The sequence below is a fragment of the Lactococcus sp. S-13 genome, from assembly GCF_004210295.1.
Classification (GTDB): Bacteria; Bacillota; Bacilli; order Lactobacillales; family Streptococcaceae; genus Lactococcus.
This window is the reverse complement of sequence record NZ_SDAK01000001.1, coordinates 42,220-60,708: the sequence shown is the minus strand read 5'-3', so window position 1 is coordinate 60,708 and position 18,489 is coordinate 42,220. Positions and strand designations below refer to the sequence as shown.

At 40.6% G+C, this 18,489-nt stretch carries 13 protein-coding genes; 2 read left to right on the top strand and 11 right to left on the bottom strand.

Annotated features, from left to right (window positions below; all coding sequences use genetic code 11):
* Positions 1 to 4 precede the first annotated feature (4 nt).
* Entirely contained in the window at positions 5 to 1,603 is a 1,599-nt protein-coding gene (locus tag EQJ87_RS00385) for a xylulokinase (RefSeq protein ID WP_130122804.1), read from the bottom strand.
* A 212-nt stretch (positions 1,604 to 1,815) separates the two neighbouring features.
* On the opposite strand from EQJ87_RS00385, the gene EQJ87_RS00380 reads away from it, so the two are divergent.
* Together EQJ87_RS00380 and EQJ87_RS00375 are read left to right on the top strand one after the other, a co-directional pair.
* Positions 1,816 to 3,180, top strand: a complete 1,365-nt coding sequence (locus EQJ87_RS00380) for a sugar porter family MFS transporter (protein ID WP_190289008.1) — start codon at positions 1,816 to 1,818, stop codon at positions 3,178 to 3,180.
* Between the two features lie 152 nt (positions 3,181 to 3,332).
* Positions 3,333 to 4,421, top strand: a complete 1,089-nt coding sequence (locus EQJ87_RS00375) for a GntR family transcriptional regulator (protein ID WP_130122802.1) — start codon at positions 3,333 to 3,335, stop codon at positions 4,419 to 4,421.
* A 163-nt stretch (positions 4,422 to 4,584) separates the two neighbouring features.
* Here the strand turns inward: EQJ87_RS00375 and EQJ87_RS00370 are convergent, their stop codons facing one another.
* From EQJ87_RS00370 to xylA, 10 genes are all read right to left on the bottom strand, one after another.
* A complete protein-coding gene (locus tag EQJ87_RS00370; protein ID WP_130122801.1) occupies positions 4,585 to 5,949 on the bottom strand; it encodes a sugar porter family MFS transporter in 1,365 nt (454 codons plus the stop codon).
* Positions 5,950 to 6,145: 196 nt separating this feature from the next.
* Positions 6,146 to 6,757 (bottom strand): sugar O-acetyltransferase, encoded by a 612-nt coding sequence (locus EQJ87_RS00365; protein ID WP_130122800.1) that lies wholly within the window; start codon positions 6,755 to 6,757, stop codon positions 6,146 to 6,148.
* Positions 6,758 to 6,991: 234 nt separating this feature from the next.
* Positions 6,992 to 8,221, bottom strand: coding sequence for a multiple monosaccharide ABC transporter permease (gene mmsB, locus EQJ87_RS00360; protein WP_130122799.1), 1,230 nt, complete (start codon positions 8,219 to 8,221; stop codon positions 6,992 to 6,994).
* Positions 8,222 to 8,232: 11 nt separating this feature from the next.
* Entirely contained in the window at positions 8,233 to 9,792 is a 1,560-nt protein-coding gene (locus tag EQJ87_RS00355; protein WP_130124540.1) for a sugar ABC transporter ATP-binding protein, read from the bottom strand.
* 124 nt (positions 9,793 to 9,916) lie between these two features.
* A complete protein-coding gene (locus tag EQJ87_RS00350; protein WP_130122798.1) occupies positions 9,917 to 11,014 on the bottom strand; it encodes a substrate-binding domain-containing protein in 1,098 nt (365 codons plus the stop codon).
* 185 nt (positions 11,015 to 11,199) lie between these two features.
* Positions 11,200 to 12,879 carry a glycoside hydrolase family 43 protein gene (locus tag EQJ87_RS00345; protein ID WP_130122797.1) on the bottom strand — a complete coding sequence of 560 codons (1,680 nt, stop codon included), beginning with the start codon at positions 12,877 to 12,879 and terminating at the stop codon, positions 11,200 to 11,202.
* A gap of 116 nt (positions 12,880 to 12,995) precedes the next feature.
* Positions 12,996 to 14,462, bottom strand: coding sequence for an MFS transporter (locus EQJ87_RS00340; RefSeq protein ID WP_130122796.1), 1,467 nt, complete (start codon positions 14,460 to 14,462; stop codon positions 12,996 to 12,998).
* Between the two features lie 106 nt (positions 14,463 to 14,568).
* On the bottom strand, positions 14,569 to 15,576 hold the full coding sequence (locus EQJ87_RS00335) for an aldose epimerase family protein (RefSeq protein WP_130122795.1): 1,008 nt from the start codon (positions 15,574 to 15,576) through the stop codon (positions 14,569 to 14,571).
* A 2-nt stretch (positions 15,577 to 15,578) separates the two neighbouring features.
* Positions 15,579 to 17,084, bottom strand: coding sequence for a xylulokinase (gene xylB, locus EQJ87_RS00330; RefSeq protein ID WP_130122794.1), 1,506 nt, complete (start codon positions 17,082 to 17,084; stop codon positions 15,579 to 15,581).
* A 69-nt stretch (positions 17,085 to 17,153) separates the two neighbouring features.
* Complete coding sequence (gene xylA, locus EQJ87_RS00325; protein ID WP_130122793.1) at positions 17,154 to 18,473, bottom strand: xylose isomerase; 1,320 nt, start codon at positions 18,471 to 18,473, stop codon at positions 17,154 to 17,156.
* Positions 18,474 to 18,489 lie beyond the last annotated feature (16 nt).

The following is an 18,489-nucleotide window of genomic DNA, read 5'->3' as shown; positions in this document are numbered from 1 at the left end:
TATCTCATTTCATTTTTTCTGCTGCTTTGCGTTCGATATCCAGTCCGCTAACATACCGTTTAATAAATAAGTTGTAACTTTCCTCATCTTCTAGACTAGGATAAACGGTCACACTTTCAGAATTAACAAAAACTTCCTCCTTTAAAAAGACAGTCAATTCTTGCGCTTTATTAGTTCTAAAAGCCGCTAGCACAGCCATTCCCCAAGCACCACCTTCGCCAGCAGTCTCCATAACCGTAACAGGTTTTTGGACTGCCGAAGCTAAAATTCTTTGTCCCACTTGAGGGGTTTTGAAAATTCCACCATGTCCTACTAAGCCATCAATCTCTATTTTTTCCTGATGCAAAATGTCCATGCCAACACGAATTGCTCCAAAAGCACTAGAAATATTGGTTCTCATGAAGTTAGCCAGATTGAAATTACTATCAGGTTGTCGAACAAATAGAGGACGCCCTTCACTCACTCCTGTGATATTCTCGCCTGAGAAATAGCCGTAACTCAGTAAGCCTCCTAAATCCTTATCAGCTTCTAACGCTTTATTAAAGAGGATTGAAAAGATTTTTTCACGGCTAACTTCGATGCCCAGACTTTCTGTATATTCCTCAAATAATTTTATCCAAGCATTGATATCCGAAGAACAATTATTGGCGTGTACCATTCCTACAAGATTTCCCTCTGGTGTCGTCACAATATCAATTTCAGGATAGACTTTTGAAAGTTTCTTTTCGAGAACAATCATCGCAAAAGCTGAAGTTCCCACAGAAACATTTCCAGTTCGTACTTCTATACTATTAGTAGCTACCATGCCAGTCCCCGCATCCCCTTCAGGTGGACAAAATGGAATTCCGGCTTTGAGATTTCCAGTAGGGTCAATCAGGAAAGCTCCTTGTTCCGTTAAAACACCAGCGCCATCTCCAGCTAATAATACTTTGGGAAGAAGATTTTTCAGTTGAAATGACAAATCATTTTCTTCTAATTTTTCTTCAAAAATTTTTATCAACTTTTCGTCATAATTTTTCGTTGTATTGTCAATCGGAAACATCCCTGAAGCATCACCAATCCCCAAGACTTTTTCACCTGTTAACTGCCAATGAACATAGCCAGCCAAAGTCGTTAAATAGTCAATATGAGGAACGTGTTCTTCATGATTTAAGATTGCTTGATAAAAGTGAGCAATACTCCAACGTTCAGGAATGTTGTAATCAAAAAGTTTTGTTAATTTTTGTGCTGCTTGAGATGTAGTCGAATTTCGCCAAGTTCTGAAAGGAACTAGTAATTTCTCAGAATCATCAAAGGCCATATACCCATGCATCATCGCACTAAAGCCTATCGCCCCTACTTTTTCAAGAACCACACCATACTTTTCATAAACTTCTGTCGCCAACTCTCGGTAACTTCTACGCAAGCCTTTCCATATCTCTTCTGTTGAATAAGTCCAAAAACCATTAACTAATTGGTTTTCCCATTCATAACTTCCAGAAGCAATTGTATGAAATCTCGAGTCAATCAACACCGCTTTTATCCGAGTTGATCCGAATTCAATCCCAAGATATGTACGGACATCAACAATATCCAGCATCTCTTCTGCTTTTATTTCTGTCATTTTTTCTCCTGTTTCTTTAAATTCGCCAAAAACGTAACGCTTACACACTAGATGTTACCACTTATGTACGGACAGGTCAAGCAATAAGTTAAAAAATATTTTCACGCCCCTTGATTATGTCCGTACATAATGCTATAATGAAATCGCTTAGAACAAACGCTTACAATTACATTTCATAAAACGATTACTATATAGAGGAGATTTTTATTCGTATGAAAAATAAAAAAATTTCAGCTTCTTTCATTTATTTTTTCGGGGCTTTTGGCGGAATTTTGTTCGGTTATGATATTGGTGTTATGACCGGTGCATTACCATTCTTGCAGACAAGTTGGGGGCTGACTAACAATGCAACTGTTATCGGTTGGATCACTTCTTCAGTTATGTTCGGAGCTATTTTTGGAGGTGCAGCCGCTGGCCTTTTATCTGACCACTTAGGACGGAGAAGGATGATTTTAATCTCTTCCCTTATCTTTATGGCCGGCTCTTTGCTTTCCTCTGTTTCACCCCATAACGGACAATATTACTTAATAGTTGTCCGTATCATTCTTGGACTAGCAGTCGGTGCAGCTTCTGCTCTTGTTCCCTCTTATATGTCTGAGATGTCACCTGCTCATATTCGAGGACGTTTGTCTGGCATCAATCAGGTCATGATCGTGTCCGGTATGCTTTTATCTTATATCGCAGACTTTTTCCTGAAAAATCTCGGCACGGATATTGCGTGGAGAATTATGCTAGGAGCTGCCGCTATTCCAGCTTTAATCCTATTCTTCGGGGTATTAGCGCTCCCTGAATCCCCACGTTTCTTAATTAAACAAGGTAAAATAGAAGAAGCCAAACAAATTCTTGGTTTTATTCGTAAACCTAATGAAGTAGAAACAGAAATACAGTCCATTCAAGATACAGCAAAACAAGAATCCTCAGCACTTTCCTCTACTTCTTGGGGAACACTTTTCACAAGTCGTTATCGGTACTTAGTTGTTGCTGGACTTGGCGTTGCCGCTTTCCAACAATTCCAAGGAGCTAATGCCATCTTTTATTACATCCCATTGATTGTCGAAAAGGCAACTGGCCACTCTGCCAGCGAAGCACTGATGTGGCCGATTATTCAAGGTGTTATTTTGGTCGTCGGAGCGCTCTTCTTCCTGGTTATCGCTGACCGATTCAATCGTCGTACTTTACTTCGTATTGGTGGATTAATTATGGGACTTTCTTTTATACTCCCTGCTATCATCAACCTCATCATGCCAAATACTAGTCCAATGATGATTGTCTTCTTCTTGTGTATTTATGTTGCACTGTATTCATGTACTTGGGCCCCTTTGACTTGGGTTATTGTCGGAGAAGTTTTCCCTCTGGCTATTCGTGGTCGTGCTTCCGGTTTGGCTTCGTCATTTAACTGGATTGGCTCTTTCTTAGTTGGTCTCTTATTCCCAATTATGACTGCTTCAATGAGCCAAGAGGCCGTCTTTGCTATCTTTGGCGTCATCTGCTTATTGGGCGTGTTATTTATCCAATTTTTCGTCCCCGAAACAAGAGGGCACACTTTGGAAGAAATCGAAATGTACGCTAAAAAATAATTTCAGATACTATTCATGAAAAAAGAAAGAGCAAATTTAGTATTAAAGAATACTAAATTTGCTCTTTTACTTTATCCGTTTAAGGGTTAGCAACAGCCTTATGCTATAATAATATATAATGAGTTAAATAATATTTTATCAAGAAAGAGGTTGTGCCTACGAAACCTAAATATCAATATATAGCAGATGATATTCATGAAAAAATTATTGCCCAGAATTTTCCAGTAGGAAAGGCAATCCCGACCGAACTACAACTTCAAGAAGAATATCAGGCTAGCCGTTATACTGTAAGACAGGCAATTTCTATTTTAGTCAATGAAGGCTATTTACGAAGAGAAAAAGGTTCTGGTACCTACGTTAATGAACTTCCTAAACCTAAAAATGAAACTACAAAAAAAACAATTGGTGTCATTACAACCTATATCTCTGATTACATTTTTCCAACTATTATTCGAGGTATCGAAAAAGGACTAAAAGCTGACGGCTATTCCTTACTTTTGACAAGCACCAATAACGATTATACTCAAGAAAAAGAATGTTTAGAGAGAATGATTGATTTTGGTGTAGACGGCTTAATTGTCGAACCTACAAAAAGCAATCAATATAACCCTAATCTCGCAACTTATGTCACTTTACGTGAGCATAACATCCCTATCGTCATGATAAATGCGACTTACGAGGAATTAAACACGCCCTCTATTCGTGTAGATGATGTAGAAACAGGATACTTAGCAACCAAAGAACTCATTGATCACCATCATAAAAATCTTTTATTCATCACAAAAATTGATGATTTACAAGGAAAGTACCGTATGAAAGGTTTTATTAAAGCCTGTGAAAGTTCTGATATCACTATTTCGTCAAATTCAATTCTTACTTACACTACAAAAACCAAAGACTCTATCTATGATGAGGTAATTGAACATCTAAAAAAATTCACTGATATCACCGGCATCGTTTGTTATAATGACGAGATTGCAAAAACTTTAATCGCAAGATTGTCTCAACTTGGTTATAAAGTCCCTGACGATTATTCTATCGTTGGAAATGATGACTCTACTTTAAGTCAAATGGGCGAAATTAGTCTGACAACTACTGAACATCCTAAAGAAACAATGGGATTAGATGCTGCTAAATGGATTGTTAATACAATAAAAAATGGGACTTTTGAACAAAATATCCTCTATCCTCCTAAACTTATCCGTAGAAATTCCGTTAAAGACATTGATAATCCGGATTAAACACAATATCTCAAATACCCGAACACTTTTATTTTAACCGATATATCAATAAAAAAGCTCCTGATTAAAAGACTGAGATTCCTCTCGATCTATTAGTCAGGAGCTTTTATATAAGAAATTAACATTCATATTTAACTTCATACATTTTTTATTTATATTATTATCAAGACTCTAAATGATGTACCCGATGATGCAATTCGGCTTCAATTTGTTCAAGTGTTTTCCCTTTCGTTTCAATAACTTTTTTACTCGTAAACCAGATAGAGAGGAAACAACACGCAGCATAGATGAGAAAGATCTTACCTGTCCCAAAAAATGAAAGTAAAGGCAAGAATGTTAATGAAACAATCCAATTCGCTGCCCAGTTGACTGCTGCCCCAAAGGAATTCCCCAAACCACGGATTCTGAGCGGGAAGCTTTCCCCAATCATGACCCACATGACAGGCCCCCAAGTTGCGGAGAAAAAGGCAATATAAACGGTCAAAGCAATCACCGCCAGATACTTAGCAAAACCAAAGTGAGTATCAAGCATCATGCCCGCTGACATCAAGACAAGTGAAATGCCCATACCCCAAGCACCAAAGTTTAACATCCAGCGACGATTAACTTTATCCATATTCTTCATGGCAATGTAGGTGACGATCACATTGAAAATCCCAATCCCGATGTGAGCAAGAAGTGCTGCGCTGGCACCAAAACCAACAGAAACAAAAATTGAAGGCGCAAAGTACAAAACAGTATTACAACCCATCACCTGTTGGAAAATCGCAAGACCAATCGCCATAATCAGAACAGGACGTGACATCTTTCCAAAAAGTTCTTGTAAGCCACCATGCGCTTCTTCATTTGCCATCAGATTGATATCGGAAATCTCTGCATCAATAGAGTCAGAGTCATCATTTATCATGGCTAAAACTTGACGTGCACCTTGTTCATCATTGTGACGAACAAGGAAACGCGGACTTTCCGGTAAGAACATCCCGCCGACAAAGAGCAACGCTGCTGGGACGGTTGCCAGACCAAGCATCCAGTGCCAATTTCCCGAAACACCTTTTAAAGCATAGTTTGAGATATAGGCAAGCAAAATCCCGGTCATAATCATCAATTGAAACATGGTAGAAACTCCACCACGAATCTTAGCCGGCGACAATTCTGATAGATAAGTTGGAACAAGCGCTGATGCCGAACCCACGGCAATCCCCAAAATAATCCGCGAAACAATCAGCATTTCTGCACTACCTGAAAGCCCTGAACCAAGCGCCCCAATGAAGAAAATAACAGCTGATAAAAGCAAAAGCCGTTTTCGACCAAAACGGTCACTCATTGGCCCGATGACTACTGCACCGATAACGGCACCCATCAGAACCGCAGCGGTAATCCAGCCCTCCATCCAAGCCCAACTACTAACCTGCCAACTCTCTTTTTCAATAAAGAGTAAAGCACCAGATATGACACCTGTATCATATCCAAACAATAATCCACCTAAAGCTCCAAAGAAATAGATGAAAGTAGGAGAAAGTTTTCTCATAATAATTTGCTAATAACTACAACGACCAGATAAACTAAGCAGCTTACCACTCGTCATAATTACCATCATACTTAGGTTGTATGATCCCCTTTCTTTTTTATTTAGTGATCAATCACTAACTCTTACACCTATTATGATATCGCTTTCTTAATTTTTTAACTTGCATCTATTAGTATTTTAAAGTGTAAAAGTTGCGTTAATCTTCAAATTTCTTTATAATCCGAGCTGGATTTCCAGCGATTACGACATTATCAGGAACATCTTTTGTGACAACACTCCCTGCACCAATAACGACATTATTACCAACCGTTATGCCCGGTAAAAGAATAACTGAACCCCCTAGCCAACAATCATTCCCAATGGTGATGGGTCCATCATATTGCCAACCTGCCCGTCGCAACATTTTATCTGTCACATGATGATTAGGTGTAAAAAACTGGCAGTTTGGACCAATAAAGCAATGTGCACCAATCTTTACACGACCTGCGCTAAGGATTTGCAATCCTGCATTGATAAAACTTCCCTCCCCTAGTTCAAAACGTTCTGGATACTCGATTGCTGTTATTGGAAAATAAATTTCTGCTGACTCGGAGATAAGAGGAGCAAACTCTCGTAATTTTTTATCAGCTTTTTCAAAATCAGTTTTCGCCTCGTTGTTAATTCCTTGGATGAGTTGACTGCTTTTTTTAACAATCTTCTGAAGCTCTACTTCTTTACTGTATTGGTACCAGTCCCCATTTTCTATTTTTTCAAAGATTCCTATTTGGCTTAAGCGGTCAATTTCTTTTGAGTCTAATTCATTTGGCATTTTTTTCTCCTTCTTTTTTAGAATGATATCGCTTTCTATGGGACTATTATACTACTTTAAAAAGTTTTTGTACTTCTGAGCGCATGAGGTAGCGCCACCTAGCAAAGTTAGGACTGAGTGCGGCAATACTAAAAGTCTATCCCTTCAAAAAAGTCACCTCACAGGTGACTTTTACACTTATACAATCTTACTTTAAATGAGGCAGTGGTTTTTTCCATTCGTTTAGCCCAGCAATCAGCCTTTACGACGTTTAGAAATTAAGTCATAAGCTACGGCAACGATAACGACAAGCCCTTTGATGATAGAAACGATATCTGAAGAAACTCCCAAGATAGAAAGTCCCATATTCAGAACCCCCATGATAAGGGCACCAACAAGAGCGCCAGGAATTTTACCAACACCACCAGCAACAGCTGCTCCACCGATAAAACAAGCAGCAATGGCATCTAGTTCATAACCATTACCAGCTTGAGCTGACGCAGATGCAAAACGTGACAAGTCAACAATCCCTGCAATAGCAGCAATTAGTCCCATATTGAGGAAGATTTTCATATCAACTGCTTTAGAGTTAATCCCAGACAGAATCGCCGCTTTACGATTACCACCAACTGCATAAATGTCACGGCCCAAAACCATACGATTCAAGACAAACATATAAACAGTGACAACGGCAGCAATAACCACCAGAATAATTGGAATACCACCAGCGCTCTCATTACCAGATGAGGCAAACAGATAAGTGGCATAACCAATAACAAGGATACCAATAGCCAGTTTAATTCCTAACCAAGTGCTTGAATCCGCTTGTAATCCTTCGTGAAGATTATGATTGCGCTTACGAATTTGCAAATACACAAAAGCCACAATAGCAATCAAGCCTACAACGATTGAAAGTCCGTCAAAAGGTCCCCAGAAACCTAATATATTAGGCAAAAAGTTTGTTGAAATAGCAACAAAAGGACTTTGTGGATCAACTGGGATAGACTGACCCGCAACGTGTGTCGCAAGTCCCCGAAAGACAAGCATACCACCAAGGGTCGTTACAAAGGCAGGCACGCCAACATAAGCTACCCAGAAACCTTGCCACAAACCAACAATCAAACCAAGTGCAAGCATTAAGATTATCGCAAGCACCCAATTCAAATGCCAACTTTGCATGACATAAGCACCTATACCTCCGATAAAGGCAACAACCGAACCAACCGACAAGTCAATGTGTGTTCCGATGATGACAATCAACATACCTACAGCCAAAATCATGACATAGGCATTTTGTTGGAAAAGCGCGACAAAGTTATTTGGTTTTAAAAGTGTTCCTCCTGTTAAAAATTGGAAGAGCAGAACAATCACAACCAAGGCAAGATAAATTCCGTATTGCCGAGCATTTGCAATCAGATAATTTTTAATAGACTGTTCAGGAGCAGCTTTTGGTGCTGCTAAAGTCTTTGTTTGATTTTCAGACATTATTTACCTCTCTATTTTTGAGCCACAAGGTCTTCTGCAAAAACACTGTCACTATCAATCGGTGTCGTTGAAGTCATATACTTCATCAGTTCCTCTTGATTAGTCGTTTTAGCATCCAGACAAGCTGTTATAAGCCCCAAATTCATGGTATAAATTCGGTCACAAACCCCCAGTAACTCTGGCAATTCAGAAGAAATCACAACAACCGCTGCACCAACATCGGCAAGTTTATTGATAATCTCATAAATATCGTATTTGGCACCAACGTCAATACCACGCGTTGGTTCATCCAAAATCAAGACACGCGGACTTGTAGAAACCCATTTGGATAATACGACTTTTTGTTGATTACCACCAGACAGATTTCCTGCTGGAACTTCGATATTAGGTGCTTTGGTACGAAAATCTTTACGGAATTTTTCTGCCATTTTGATTTCCACATCTTGGTCAATCACACCGTGTTTTGAAAGATTTCTTAAATTGGCAAGTGAAGTGTTTTCACGAATAGTCGAAATAAGATTCAGACCATAAGTTTTTCTGTCTTCTGTTGCATAAGCTACACCTGCATCAACCGCCGAACGGACATTTGGAAAAGCGACCTCTTTCCCGTCAAGGAAGATCTTACCAGAAGCATTTGTCCCATACTGACGACCAAAAATAGACATGGCAGTTTCTGTCCGACCTGAGCCAACGAGTCCTGCGAAACCGATAATTTCGCCTGCTCGTACATTGAAACTGACACTCTTAGCGACCAGACGGCTGCTATCAATCGGGTGCTTCATTTGCCAGTTTTCGACACGGAAAAGTTCTTTACCAATCTTAGGTGAATGGTCTGGATAGCGATTATCCAAAGGGCGCCCTACCATATCGCGAATCAAAGCGTTTTCGTCAAGTGGACGCTCTGGCGTGATTTCAATATGAGAAATAGTTGTGCCATCACGAATAACTTGAACAGAATCCGCAGAAGCCGCAATTTCATTAAGCTTGTGCGAGATAATGATTGCTGTAATGCCTTTTGTTTTCCTGAGATTATCAATAATGCCGAGCAAGTGGAAAGAATCTTCATCATTAAGTGCGGCAGTCGGTTCGTCCAAAATAATCAATTTTGGATCTTTGATGAGTGCTTTAGCAATTTCTACAAGCTGTTGCTTACCGACACCGATATTAGAAATCAAGGTATCTGGGTCTTCTTTAAGACCAACTTGTGACAAGACATCTTGTGCTATTTTACGTTGTGCGGCATCATCTACTGCAAGTCCTTTTTTCATTGGATTACCAAGGAAAAGGTTGTCTGCAATCGTCATATAAGGGACAAGGGCAAGTTCTTGGTGAATGATGACAATCCCTTTTTCTTCTGAATCACGGATTGTCTTGAATTGGCAAACTTCGCCGTTGTAGATAATATCTCCCTCGTAAGTCCCATAGGGATAAACGCCTGAGAGCACATTCATCATCGTAGATTTTCCAGCACCATTTTCACCACAAATAGAGAAAATCTCGCCTCGTCTAACTTTTAGAGTAACATCTTTGAGTGCCGTAACAGGTCCGAAACGTTTGACGATATCTTTCATTTCAAGAATAATATCTGAATTATTTTCTTCTGTCACCGAATACTCCTTTCTTTACCAATGATAAAGTGTGTGGATACTTCAGTAGCATTCACACACTCATCGTCATATAAATTGCTGTTTGTTATTAGTTCAAGCCAGCATCTTTAGCAGAAATGTATCCTGTATCTACCAATTCAGATTTAACATTATCTTTTGTGATTGTTTGTGGTGTTAATTGAAGTGTAGGAACATCTTTTTTACCGTTGTTTGAGTTAGAGTCTGTTTTTGGTGTCTTTTTATTGTTGACATCAGAAATGATTTGCGAAACAGCATCTGCCAATTTCACGTCAGATTTGTAAACAGACATATATTGTTCACCTTTAACGATAAGTGGCACATTTTGAGTTTCACAGTCTTGACCTGTGATGACAACTTTCGTTGGGTCAACGCCCGCAGCTTTAAGGGCAGAGATGACACCAAAGGCTTGAGCATCATTAGGCGCTAAAACGGCATCTAATTTTTTACCACCATTGTAGAATGAAGTCAAACGAGTTTGCATTTCATTTTGAGCGGCTTTTTGTGTCCAATCAATGGCTACTTGTTGGAAATTATCATTCATTCCTTTTTTAGATTGGGAAACCAACGCACCTGACTTGAAGTAAGGGTCTAAAACGCTCATAGCACCTTTGAAGAATTGTGGTGCATTGTTGTCTGTTGCAGAACCACCGAGCAATTCGATATTAAAAGGTCCTTTAGCCCCTTTGTCCAAACCAAGTTTTTCGACAATACTTTGGGCTTGAAGTTTACCGACACCTTGTAGATTATAGGTTGCATAGTAATCTACATCAGGTGTATTCATGATTAAACGGTCATACGCAATGACTGTGGCTCCGTTTTTCTTAGCTGCTGCAACGGCTGGACCGAGGGTTGTACCGTCTTGAGCAGCAATAACAATATATTTTTCTCCTTTGTTTGCCATATTTTGGACTTGTTGAGATTGAGTAGAGGTTGAAGAATTGGCATATTGGATATCCAATTTGTAGCCTTTTTTAACAAGATCTTTCTTCAAATCCTTCGCAGCTGATGGCCAGCGTTGTAACGCTTTGTCTGGCATAGAAATCCCAACAGTGATACTTTTAGGATCTGTTGAACTAGAGCTGGAACGCGAATTTGAACACGCTGCAAGTGATAATGCAGCAAATCCAACTGTTGCAGCAAGTAATACTTTTGATGTTGGTTTCATATTTTAAAGCCTCCTTGACTTTAAATGAGTGGTGTAATCACCATAAAATTCTTAGCTGGTTAGTGTTTCTCTTACCCATAGGGTAAGAGAAAGGACGTCCTTTCTCTTACCCATAGGGTAAGAGAAAGGACGTCCTTTCAAATTTTTAAAATTACTTGAGTGGGGTAACTCCTCTCTTATTTTGCTTAATCGAAGCGCGATTCACTTGCTTTCCAAGTGTATGCACCGTCTTCGAGGACTTTATCGCCAAGTTCTTTATAATCAAAATCATAAAACTCTGCTTTGGCATCGTAGCCTGCGTAGTCAACAACTGCAAGACCAACGAATGCGCCTGTGAAGAATCCACCGTAGCTTTGGAGAACGTAGTCATCAGAGAGAATTGCTGCGTCTAAAGTCACAGGAATCTCCGTGAAGTTTGTGCCGTCAAAGCTGTATTCATAAGTGTAAGATTCTTTGCGAACTTTTGTACGGAACCAGACGTATTCAGTGCCTTCTGGGATTTTAATCGCATCATCTTTCAGGTACGAAGTGTAGTTTCCACGGTTATTTTCGCCAACTTCAATGACGTGACCGTTAATTTCGTTCCATGTGATAAATGCAAAGCTCCAATGGCGGTCGTTGTAATAGTTGGTCAAACCTGCCATTTGTTGGTAGCTGAATGGATCAAATTTTACTTTGACTTGAGCGTCAAAGTAGAAGGCTTGCCAACGGCGGGCAATCAATGACAAATCATGAGTGTTGGCAAGTGAACCTTGTCCAACCAAAGTCAATTTGCCGTCGCCTGTCGTACCCATTTTTTCGGTAAATGGGACACGCAGAGTATTCCAGTTGATATCAAGAGTTGGGCTTGTGAAGTCATCGTGTTGACTATGGTCTGCTGGTGCTTTTGTTAAGATAGCATCTTTTGGTCCTTCGACAAATGTAGTACCGCCATGTCCGCCAACGATACGTGGCCAGCCTGCTTCGTCCCATTCGACTTTTTGGATAGACGTTTCACGACCAAGTGTTGACCAACCGCGTGGGTCTGTGCTTGATTCATTTTTGTGGTTCCAAGGACGAGCCATGAGGGAAGCATAGTACCATTCTCCGCCAGGTGTTGAGACCAAACCACCGTGTCCTTGTTTTTGCACGTAGTTGTCTGGGGTATCAAGGTTTGTCAAGAATGGATCGCCTGGTTCTGTTTCAAAGCTGTAAGCATCCAAAGATTTAGAACGTGCGACTACTTCTTGGTGAGTGAAGACTGTACCACCTTGGGCAGCAAAGAGGTAATAGTAATCATTGATTTGATAGAGGTGTGGGCCCTCAACGAGTTTGACATGAGTACCTGTGTAGATGGTACGAGCTGTTTCTGGCTTCAACTTCATGGTTTCAACATCAAATTCAGTCAATGTGATACCGTCAAATGGATGATGATATTCGCGGTGATCCCAAGTTTGTTGAACGAGATATTTGCGACCGTCTTTATCATGGAAGAGTGAGGCGTCAAAACCGACACCGTTGAGTTTAATTGGGTCTGTCCATGGCCCTTTGATGTCTGTGGCAGTTGTCAGATAGTTGGTCATGTCTTTGAAAGCACCTTCTGTGACTTTCACGTCGGTATAAACCAACCAGAATTTACCGTCAGCGTAAGACAAATCTGGTGCCCAAATTCCTCCTGATGATGGATTACCTTTCATGTCAAGCAGGGTTGTAGTGGACAATGGGCTTGGCAAGAGATTCCAATGTTCTAAGTCTTTCGACTCATGCAAACGTACACCGGGGAACCACTCAAAAGTTGAGTTTGCGATGTAATAAGTATCCCCCACACGAATAATGCTTGGGTCAGCATTAAAGCCCGGAAGGATTGGATTTTGAATTGTTGACATTTGTCAAATCTCCTTTGTTTTAATTCTGTCAGTCCTATCAAATGATTGGGACTTTGTGAAGCTGACGAAAATGTCGTCAGCTTTCAAAATCTCGATCTAATGAATCACTTTTGAAACTATCCTTTCAATTCTGCACGTTTAGCATCAAGTTGTGTGTTGATGTCAACAATGTCTTTGTCAGAAATTGGGTAGAATTGCATGATAATCATTGATACGATAGCAAGAGCAGCTGGAATCCAGATTGCAGTCACGTTGATCCCTGCAATGGCATTAGCTGTTTGTGTTGCTGCTGCTTCGTTGAAATGGAATACAGACAAGAGTGCAAGTGGCAAAGCACCACCGAGTGTGAAACCAATCTTGAAGAAGAGTCCCATGATTGCGTTGATGATTGCAGCGTTACGTTTACCAGATTTCAATTCACCATAAGAAACGACTTCAGGTACAAGTGCCCACATGAAACCAGTTGCTGATGTCAAGCCCCATTGTTTGAGGAATGTTGACACGTAAGCCAGCCAGAGTGCATCATGCATCCCGTTCATTGACCAAACCCAAGTCAAGAGTTCACCAACGATGAACATACCAAGGAAGAAATGGAAGAAACCTTTTTTGCCAAAGATTTTTTTCAATTTAGGCCAGAAAACTGGGAAGACGATACCAGGAATAGATGAGACCAAACCAACGGCACCCATCCAAGGGCTGTGTTGGACAACGAATTGGTTGAAGAAACCATTTACAGTATTCATGAAGAACATGAATGTGAATGCCAACATGAAGAACAAACCAAGAATAACCAATGGGCGGTTGTTTTTCAATTCGACGAAAAGGTCGGTTGTTTTAACTTGTGCTGATTGCTCTGCTGTGGCTACGACACGTTCTTTTGTGAACTTGTAGCAGAGAATCAATGCAATGGCACCAAGAATAGCGTAAACCAGATAGACTGAGAACCATGCGTGTTGAGCTGAAGGGTCTGTATAAGTCCCCATGTGGAGTTTCAATCCAAAGAGTCCAGTATCTTGAAGTTTGTTGTCTTTTGGCGCTGCCATTTGGACGAACATTGGGAACAAGGTATAAACCAAAAGATTGGCGCCATTGGCAAGCATCATCCGTGTTGAAGTCAATTTGTCAACGGATTCTGGGTCACGAGTCAATGAAGCATTGAGGGAGCCGTAAGGAATGTTAACAACGGAATAAACTAAGTCCATTAAGAAGTAAGTGATAAATGCAAATGGAACATTTCCTTTGATACCAGGAAGTGGTGCAAACATCAAGAGGGCGAAAATCATCAGCGGAATACCTGCACGAAGCAACCAAGGACGATATTTACCAGCTCTGGACGTGTGCTTATCGACAAAAGTACCGACGAATGGATCCCAAACCACGTTGATGATACGCACAATCAAGAAGATTAAGGCTGCAGTCGCTGTACCAATGGCATTGACGGTAGTCATGTAAAGTGCCAAGAAGCCCCCTACTGTACCGAAAGTTAAGTTTTGGGCAAAGTCACCAAGACCATACCCGACACGTTCGCCAAGTGTGAGCTTTTTATACTCATCTTCGCGAATTTGAGTTGTTGTTTCACTCATATTATTAGTTCTCCTAACTAATTTTTAATAAAATATAAGCATTTTAAGTTACTGACAAATTTGCCAGCTAATTTCTTGAGCTTCTCCTTAGGAATTCACTCAAATTTTATTCTGCAGTGAAGACGAAAGTGCTGTGATAGCTCTTTTTCTGTCCTGCTGGCAGAGTGATGTCGCCCCATTCGGGATGATGAACGAGGTCTGGAATTTCTTGAAATTCTATGGCAATGCCACGATTTGCAGACATTGGACTGCCGTCAATCATAGACTGAGTTTCAGGATTGGTCGCCGTATAGATGACCACGGCTTGACGGTCTGTGGTAGCTGTCAATTGACGTCCAGAAGTTGGTTCGTAAAGGACTAATTTTTTCTCTGCTGCTACTTTGTCGAAAATAAAACAGTCGTCAAATCCTGTGGGATTTTTGGCTAAAATGTCCTTGATTGAAGCGCTTTCTCGCAAGTCATAAGAGGTGTCGTCAACATTAAGCAGACGACCCGTTGGTATATTTTCTGAATTTGTTTCAACTACAAAATCAGTATTGACTTGGAGGCGGTGATTTTCTGTTGTTGAACGACCTGCTGAGAGATTGAAATAGGGATGCCAAGCGGGATTAAAAATAGTGTCTGTTCCGGACAAACCTGTCAGAAAAACTTCCAATTTATTATCCGTTAATTTGTAGGTCACAGTTGCTTCAATGGAGCCAGGAATGCCAGATTGCCCGTCCGTCAGACTAAAAGTAATACCGATAGAATGTTCGTCTTGGAACATTTCATAATCCCAAAATTGTCTTTCCCAGCCGCGACTTCCTGAATGCAGTGAGTTTTTTCCTTCATTTGCCTCTAATCTGACAGATCCATAAGTAGCGCCTGCGATACGGCCAGCTACTGGGCCACAGATTACACCATAATATCCTCCGTCATTTGCATAGGATTCGGAATTGTCTTTGGACAAGAGGATATTTTCAAATGTTCCATTTTTATCAGGTGTGAGAATTTTGTGAACACGCGCCCCGAAATCATGGACGACAATGGTGAGTTGTTCATTTGACAGGGTAATCTGTCTGATAGACCTGTCAGCATTAAAAGGCAAGTTTTCTTCAGAAATGGTAAATGTCATAATTAGCCTTCTTCGTTAAAATCAACTAATTCGTGAGAAAGTCCAGCTGTTGCTTGGTAGGCTTTCTTCCAGATTTGGTAGACTTTTTCATAACGAGCAACATTAGCTGGTTTTGGTGTGAAAGTGGCTTCTTTGTAGTGAACAAAGGCTTTGGTTACTTCTTCCAATGTGTCGTAGAAACCACAACCGTAAGCGGCAATCATACAAGCACCAAGACCTGGCCCTTGCTCAACGGTCAAACGAATCATTTCAGCATTGAAGATATCTGCTTGCATTTGCATGATGTCTGGGTTTTGCGCCCCACCACCAACTGAAATCAATTGTTTAAATTTCTTCCCTTTGGTTGCTTCCATAATATCTTTGGAATCACGCAGTGAGAAAGTAATTCCTTCAAGAACAGCGCGTGAAAAATGACGTTGTTCATGATGTGCTGAGATTCCTACAAAACTACCACGAATTTTGGAATCAAAATGGGGTGTGCGTTCGCCAACGATATATGGTGTGAAAAGCAAACCTTCAGAACCCGGTGCAACCGTGTAGACTTCGGACAAGAGTTCGTTGAACGATAAGCCTTTGCCAAATGTTTCTTTGTACCAATTGAGCGAATTTCCAGCGGCTAAGGTCACACCCATTGAGTAATAAGCTCCTGGTACGGTGTGATCAAAGAAGTGTAATTTTCCTTTGTAATCTGCAATCTTTGGCTCGTAAGCTGAGACTACACCTGATGTTCCCATGGAAATCAAGCCGACTTCTTCGTTTATCAGACCCACACCAAGTGCGGCTGCGGCATTATCTGCTCCACCAGCGAAAACTTTGACTGCTTTGGTCAATTTGTAACGCTCAGCAATTTCTGCTTTGATAAGACCAGTTTGACCAGTGGATTCGGTCAATTCTGGCAAAATAGACAAATCAATATTGAAAGTTTCGGCAATTTCTTTAGACCATTCTCTTTTTTCAATATCAAGCAATAAAGTTCCTGCCGCATCAGAATATTCCGTATAGGCATTTCCTGTCAGCCATAGGCTTAGATAGTCTTTTGGCAACATGATTTTTTTCACGCGCGCCCAAACGGCTGGTTCGTTTTCTTGCAGCCAGAGAATTTTGGGTAATGTGAAGCCTTCAAGGGCAATATTTTTGGTGATTTCAAGCAGACGACTGCCTAGTTTGTCAGTGATTTCGACACATTGTTTGCTTGTTCTGACATCATTCCAGAGTATCGCTGGATAGACAGGGGTATTATTTTCATCTAGGACGACCAAAGAGTGCATTTGCCCAGAGAATGAAATCCCTGCTAGGTTTTGTCCAAAGTCTGAAACTTCTACTGACAGACCTGTCAGTACTGCTTCTAGGGCAACAACCCAATATTCAGGACGCTGCTCAGAATATCCTTGTTTAGGGGTATCAATCTTGTATTCTGCTGATTTGGTAGTGATTAAATCACCCGCTTCATTCATCAGAATTCCTTTTAGACTGGATGTTCCTAAATCAATTCCTAACACATAAGACATTATAGTTCCTCATCTTTAAAAATGGAGTTGAGGGGAGAACCCTCAACTCCTCTTTATTTCTAAACTGTTTTATACGAGATAGTCGTTCAATACTGATTTAACGTGTTCCAAGTGGTTAGAGTCAAGCTCGATATCATCACCATGTTCAAGGGCGAAGGCTGCCAATGTTTCAAATGTGGCTGTACCATTTTCGATAGATTGACCCACTTCAGTGTTTTTATATGAAGCGTAGCGTTCTGCAACAATGTCTGACAAGAATTTGTCTTCGACGATGGCTGCTGCACCTTTGAGGGCACGGGCATAAGTATCCATACCAGCGATGTGAGCAAGGAGCAAATCTTCAGCTTTGAATGAAGTACGACGTACTTTAGCGTCAAAGTTGATTCCACCTTTACCAAGGCCACCATTCAAGAGAATTTGATGCATCGCAAGGGTAATGTCAATAACGAGTGTTGGGAATTCATCTGTGTCCCATCCAAGCAAGTAGTTCCCTTGGTTCGCATCGATTGAGCCCAAAGCGTTGAAGCTACGTGCTGTGTTCAATTCATGTTCAAAGGTGTGACCTGCCAACCAAGCGTGATTTGTTTCCAAGTTGAGTTTGAAGTAGTCAGTCAGGTCATATTTTTGCAAGAAGGCCATCGCTGTTGCTGCATCGTAGTCGTATTGGTGAGTCATTGGTTCTTTTGGTTTTGGTTCGATCAAGAAGATTGGCAAATGGTCGATTGATTTAGCGTAATCAACTGCCATATGGAAGAATTTAGCCATGTGATCCATTTCAAGCGCCATATCTGTATTCAAAAGTGATTCGTAACCTTCACGACCACCCCAGAAGACATAGTTTTCACCACCGAGTTTTTTAGAAAGTTCAAGTCCTTTTTTAACTTGAGCAGCACCATAAGCGAATACTTCAGCACGGTTAGATGTTGAAACACCGTTCATGTAACGTGGGTTTGAGAACATATTTGCTGTGTTCCAAAGGAGTTTGATGCCTGTTTCTTTTTGTTTTTCAAGGAGGTGGTCTGTGATTTCGTCAAGGTTGGCGTAAAATTCTTTCAATGATTTTCCTTGAGGAGCGATATCAACATCGTGGAAGCAATAGTATTTCACGCCTAATTTTTCAGCGATTTCAAAGAAGGCATCAACACGACGGTGAGCAATTTCAAGTTCTGTACCGCCTTCAAGATCCCAAGGACGTTCCATTGTCGCACTACCAAATGGGTCAGCGCCATCCATCGTGATGGTATGCCAGAATGCAAGGGCAAAGTGAAGATGTTCTTCCATGGTTTTACCAAGCACCACTTCTTCTGGATTGTAGTGACGGAAAGCAAACATATTTTTTGTTTTTGTGCCTTCGTATTTGATTGGTGCGATGTTGTTAAAGTAAGCCATTTTATAGCTCCTCCTA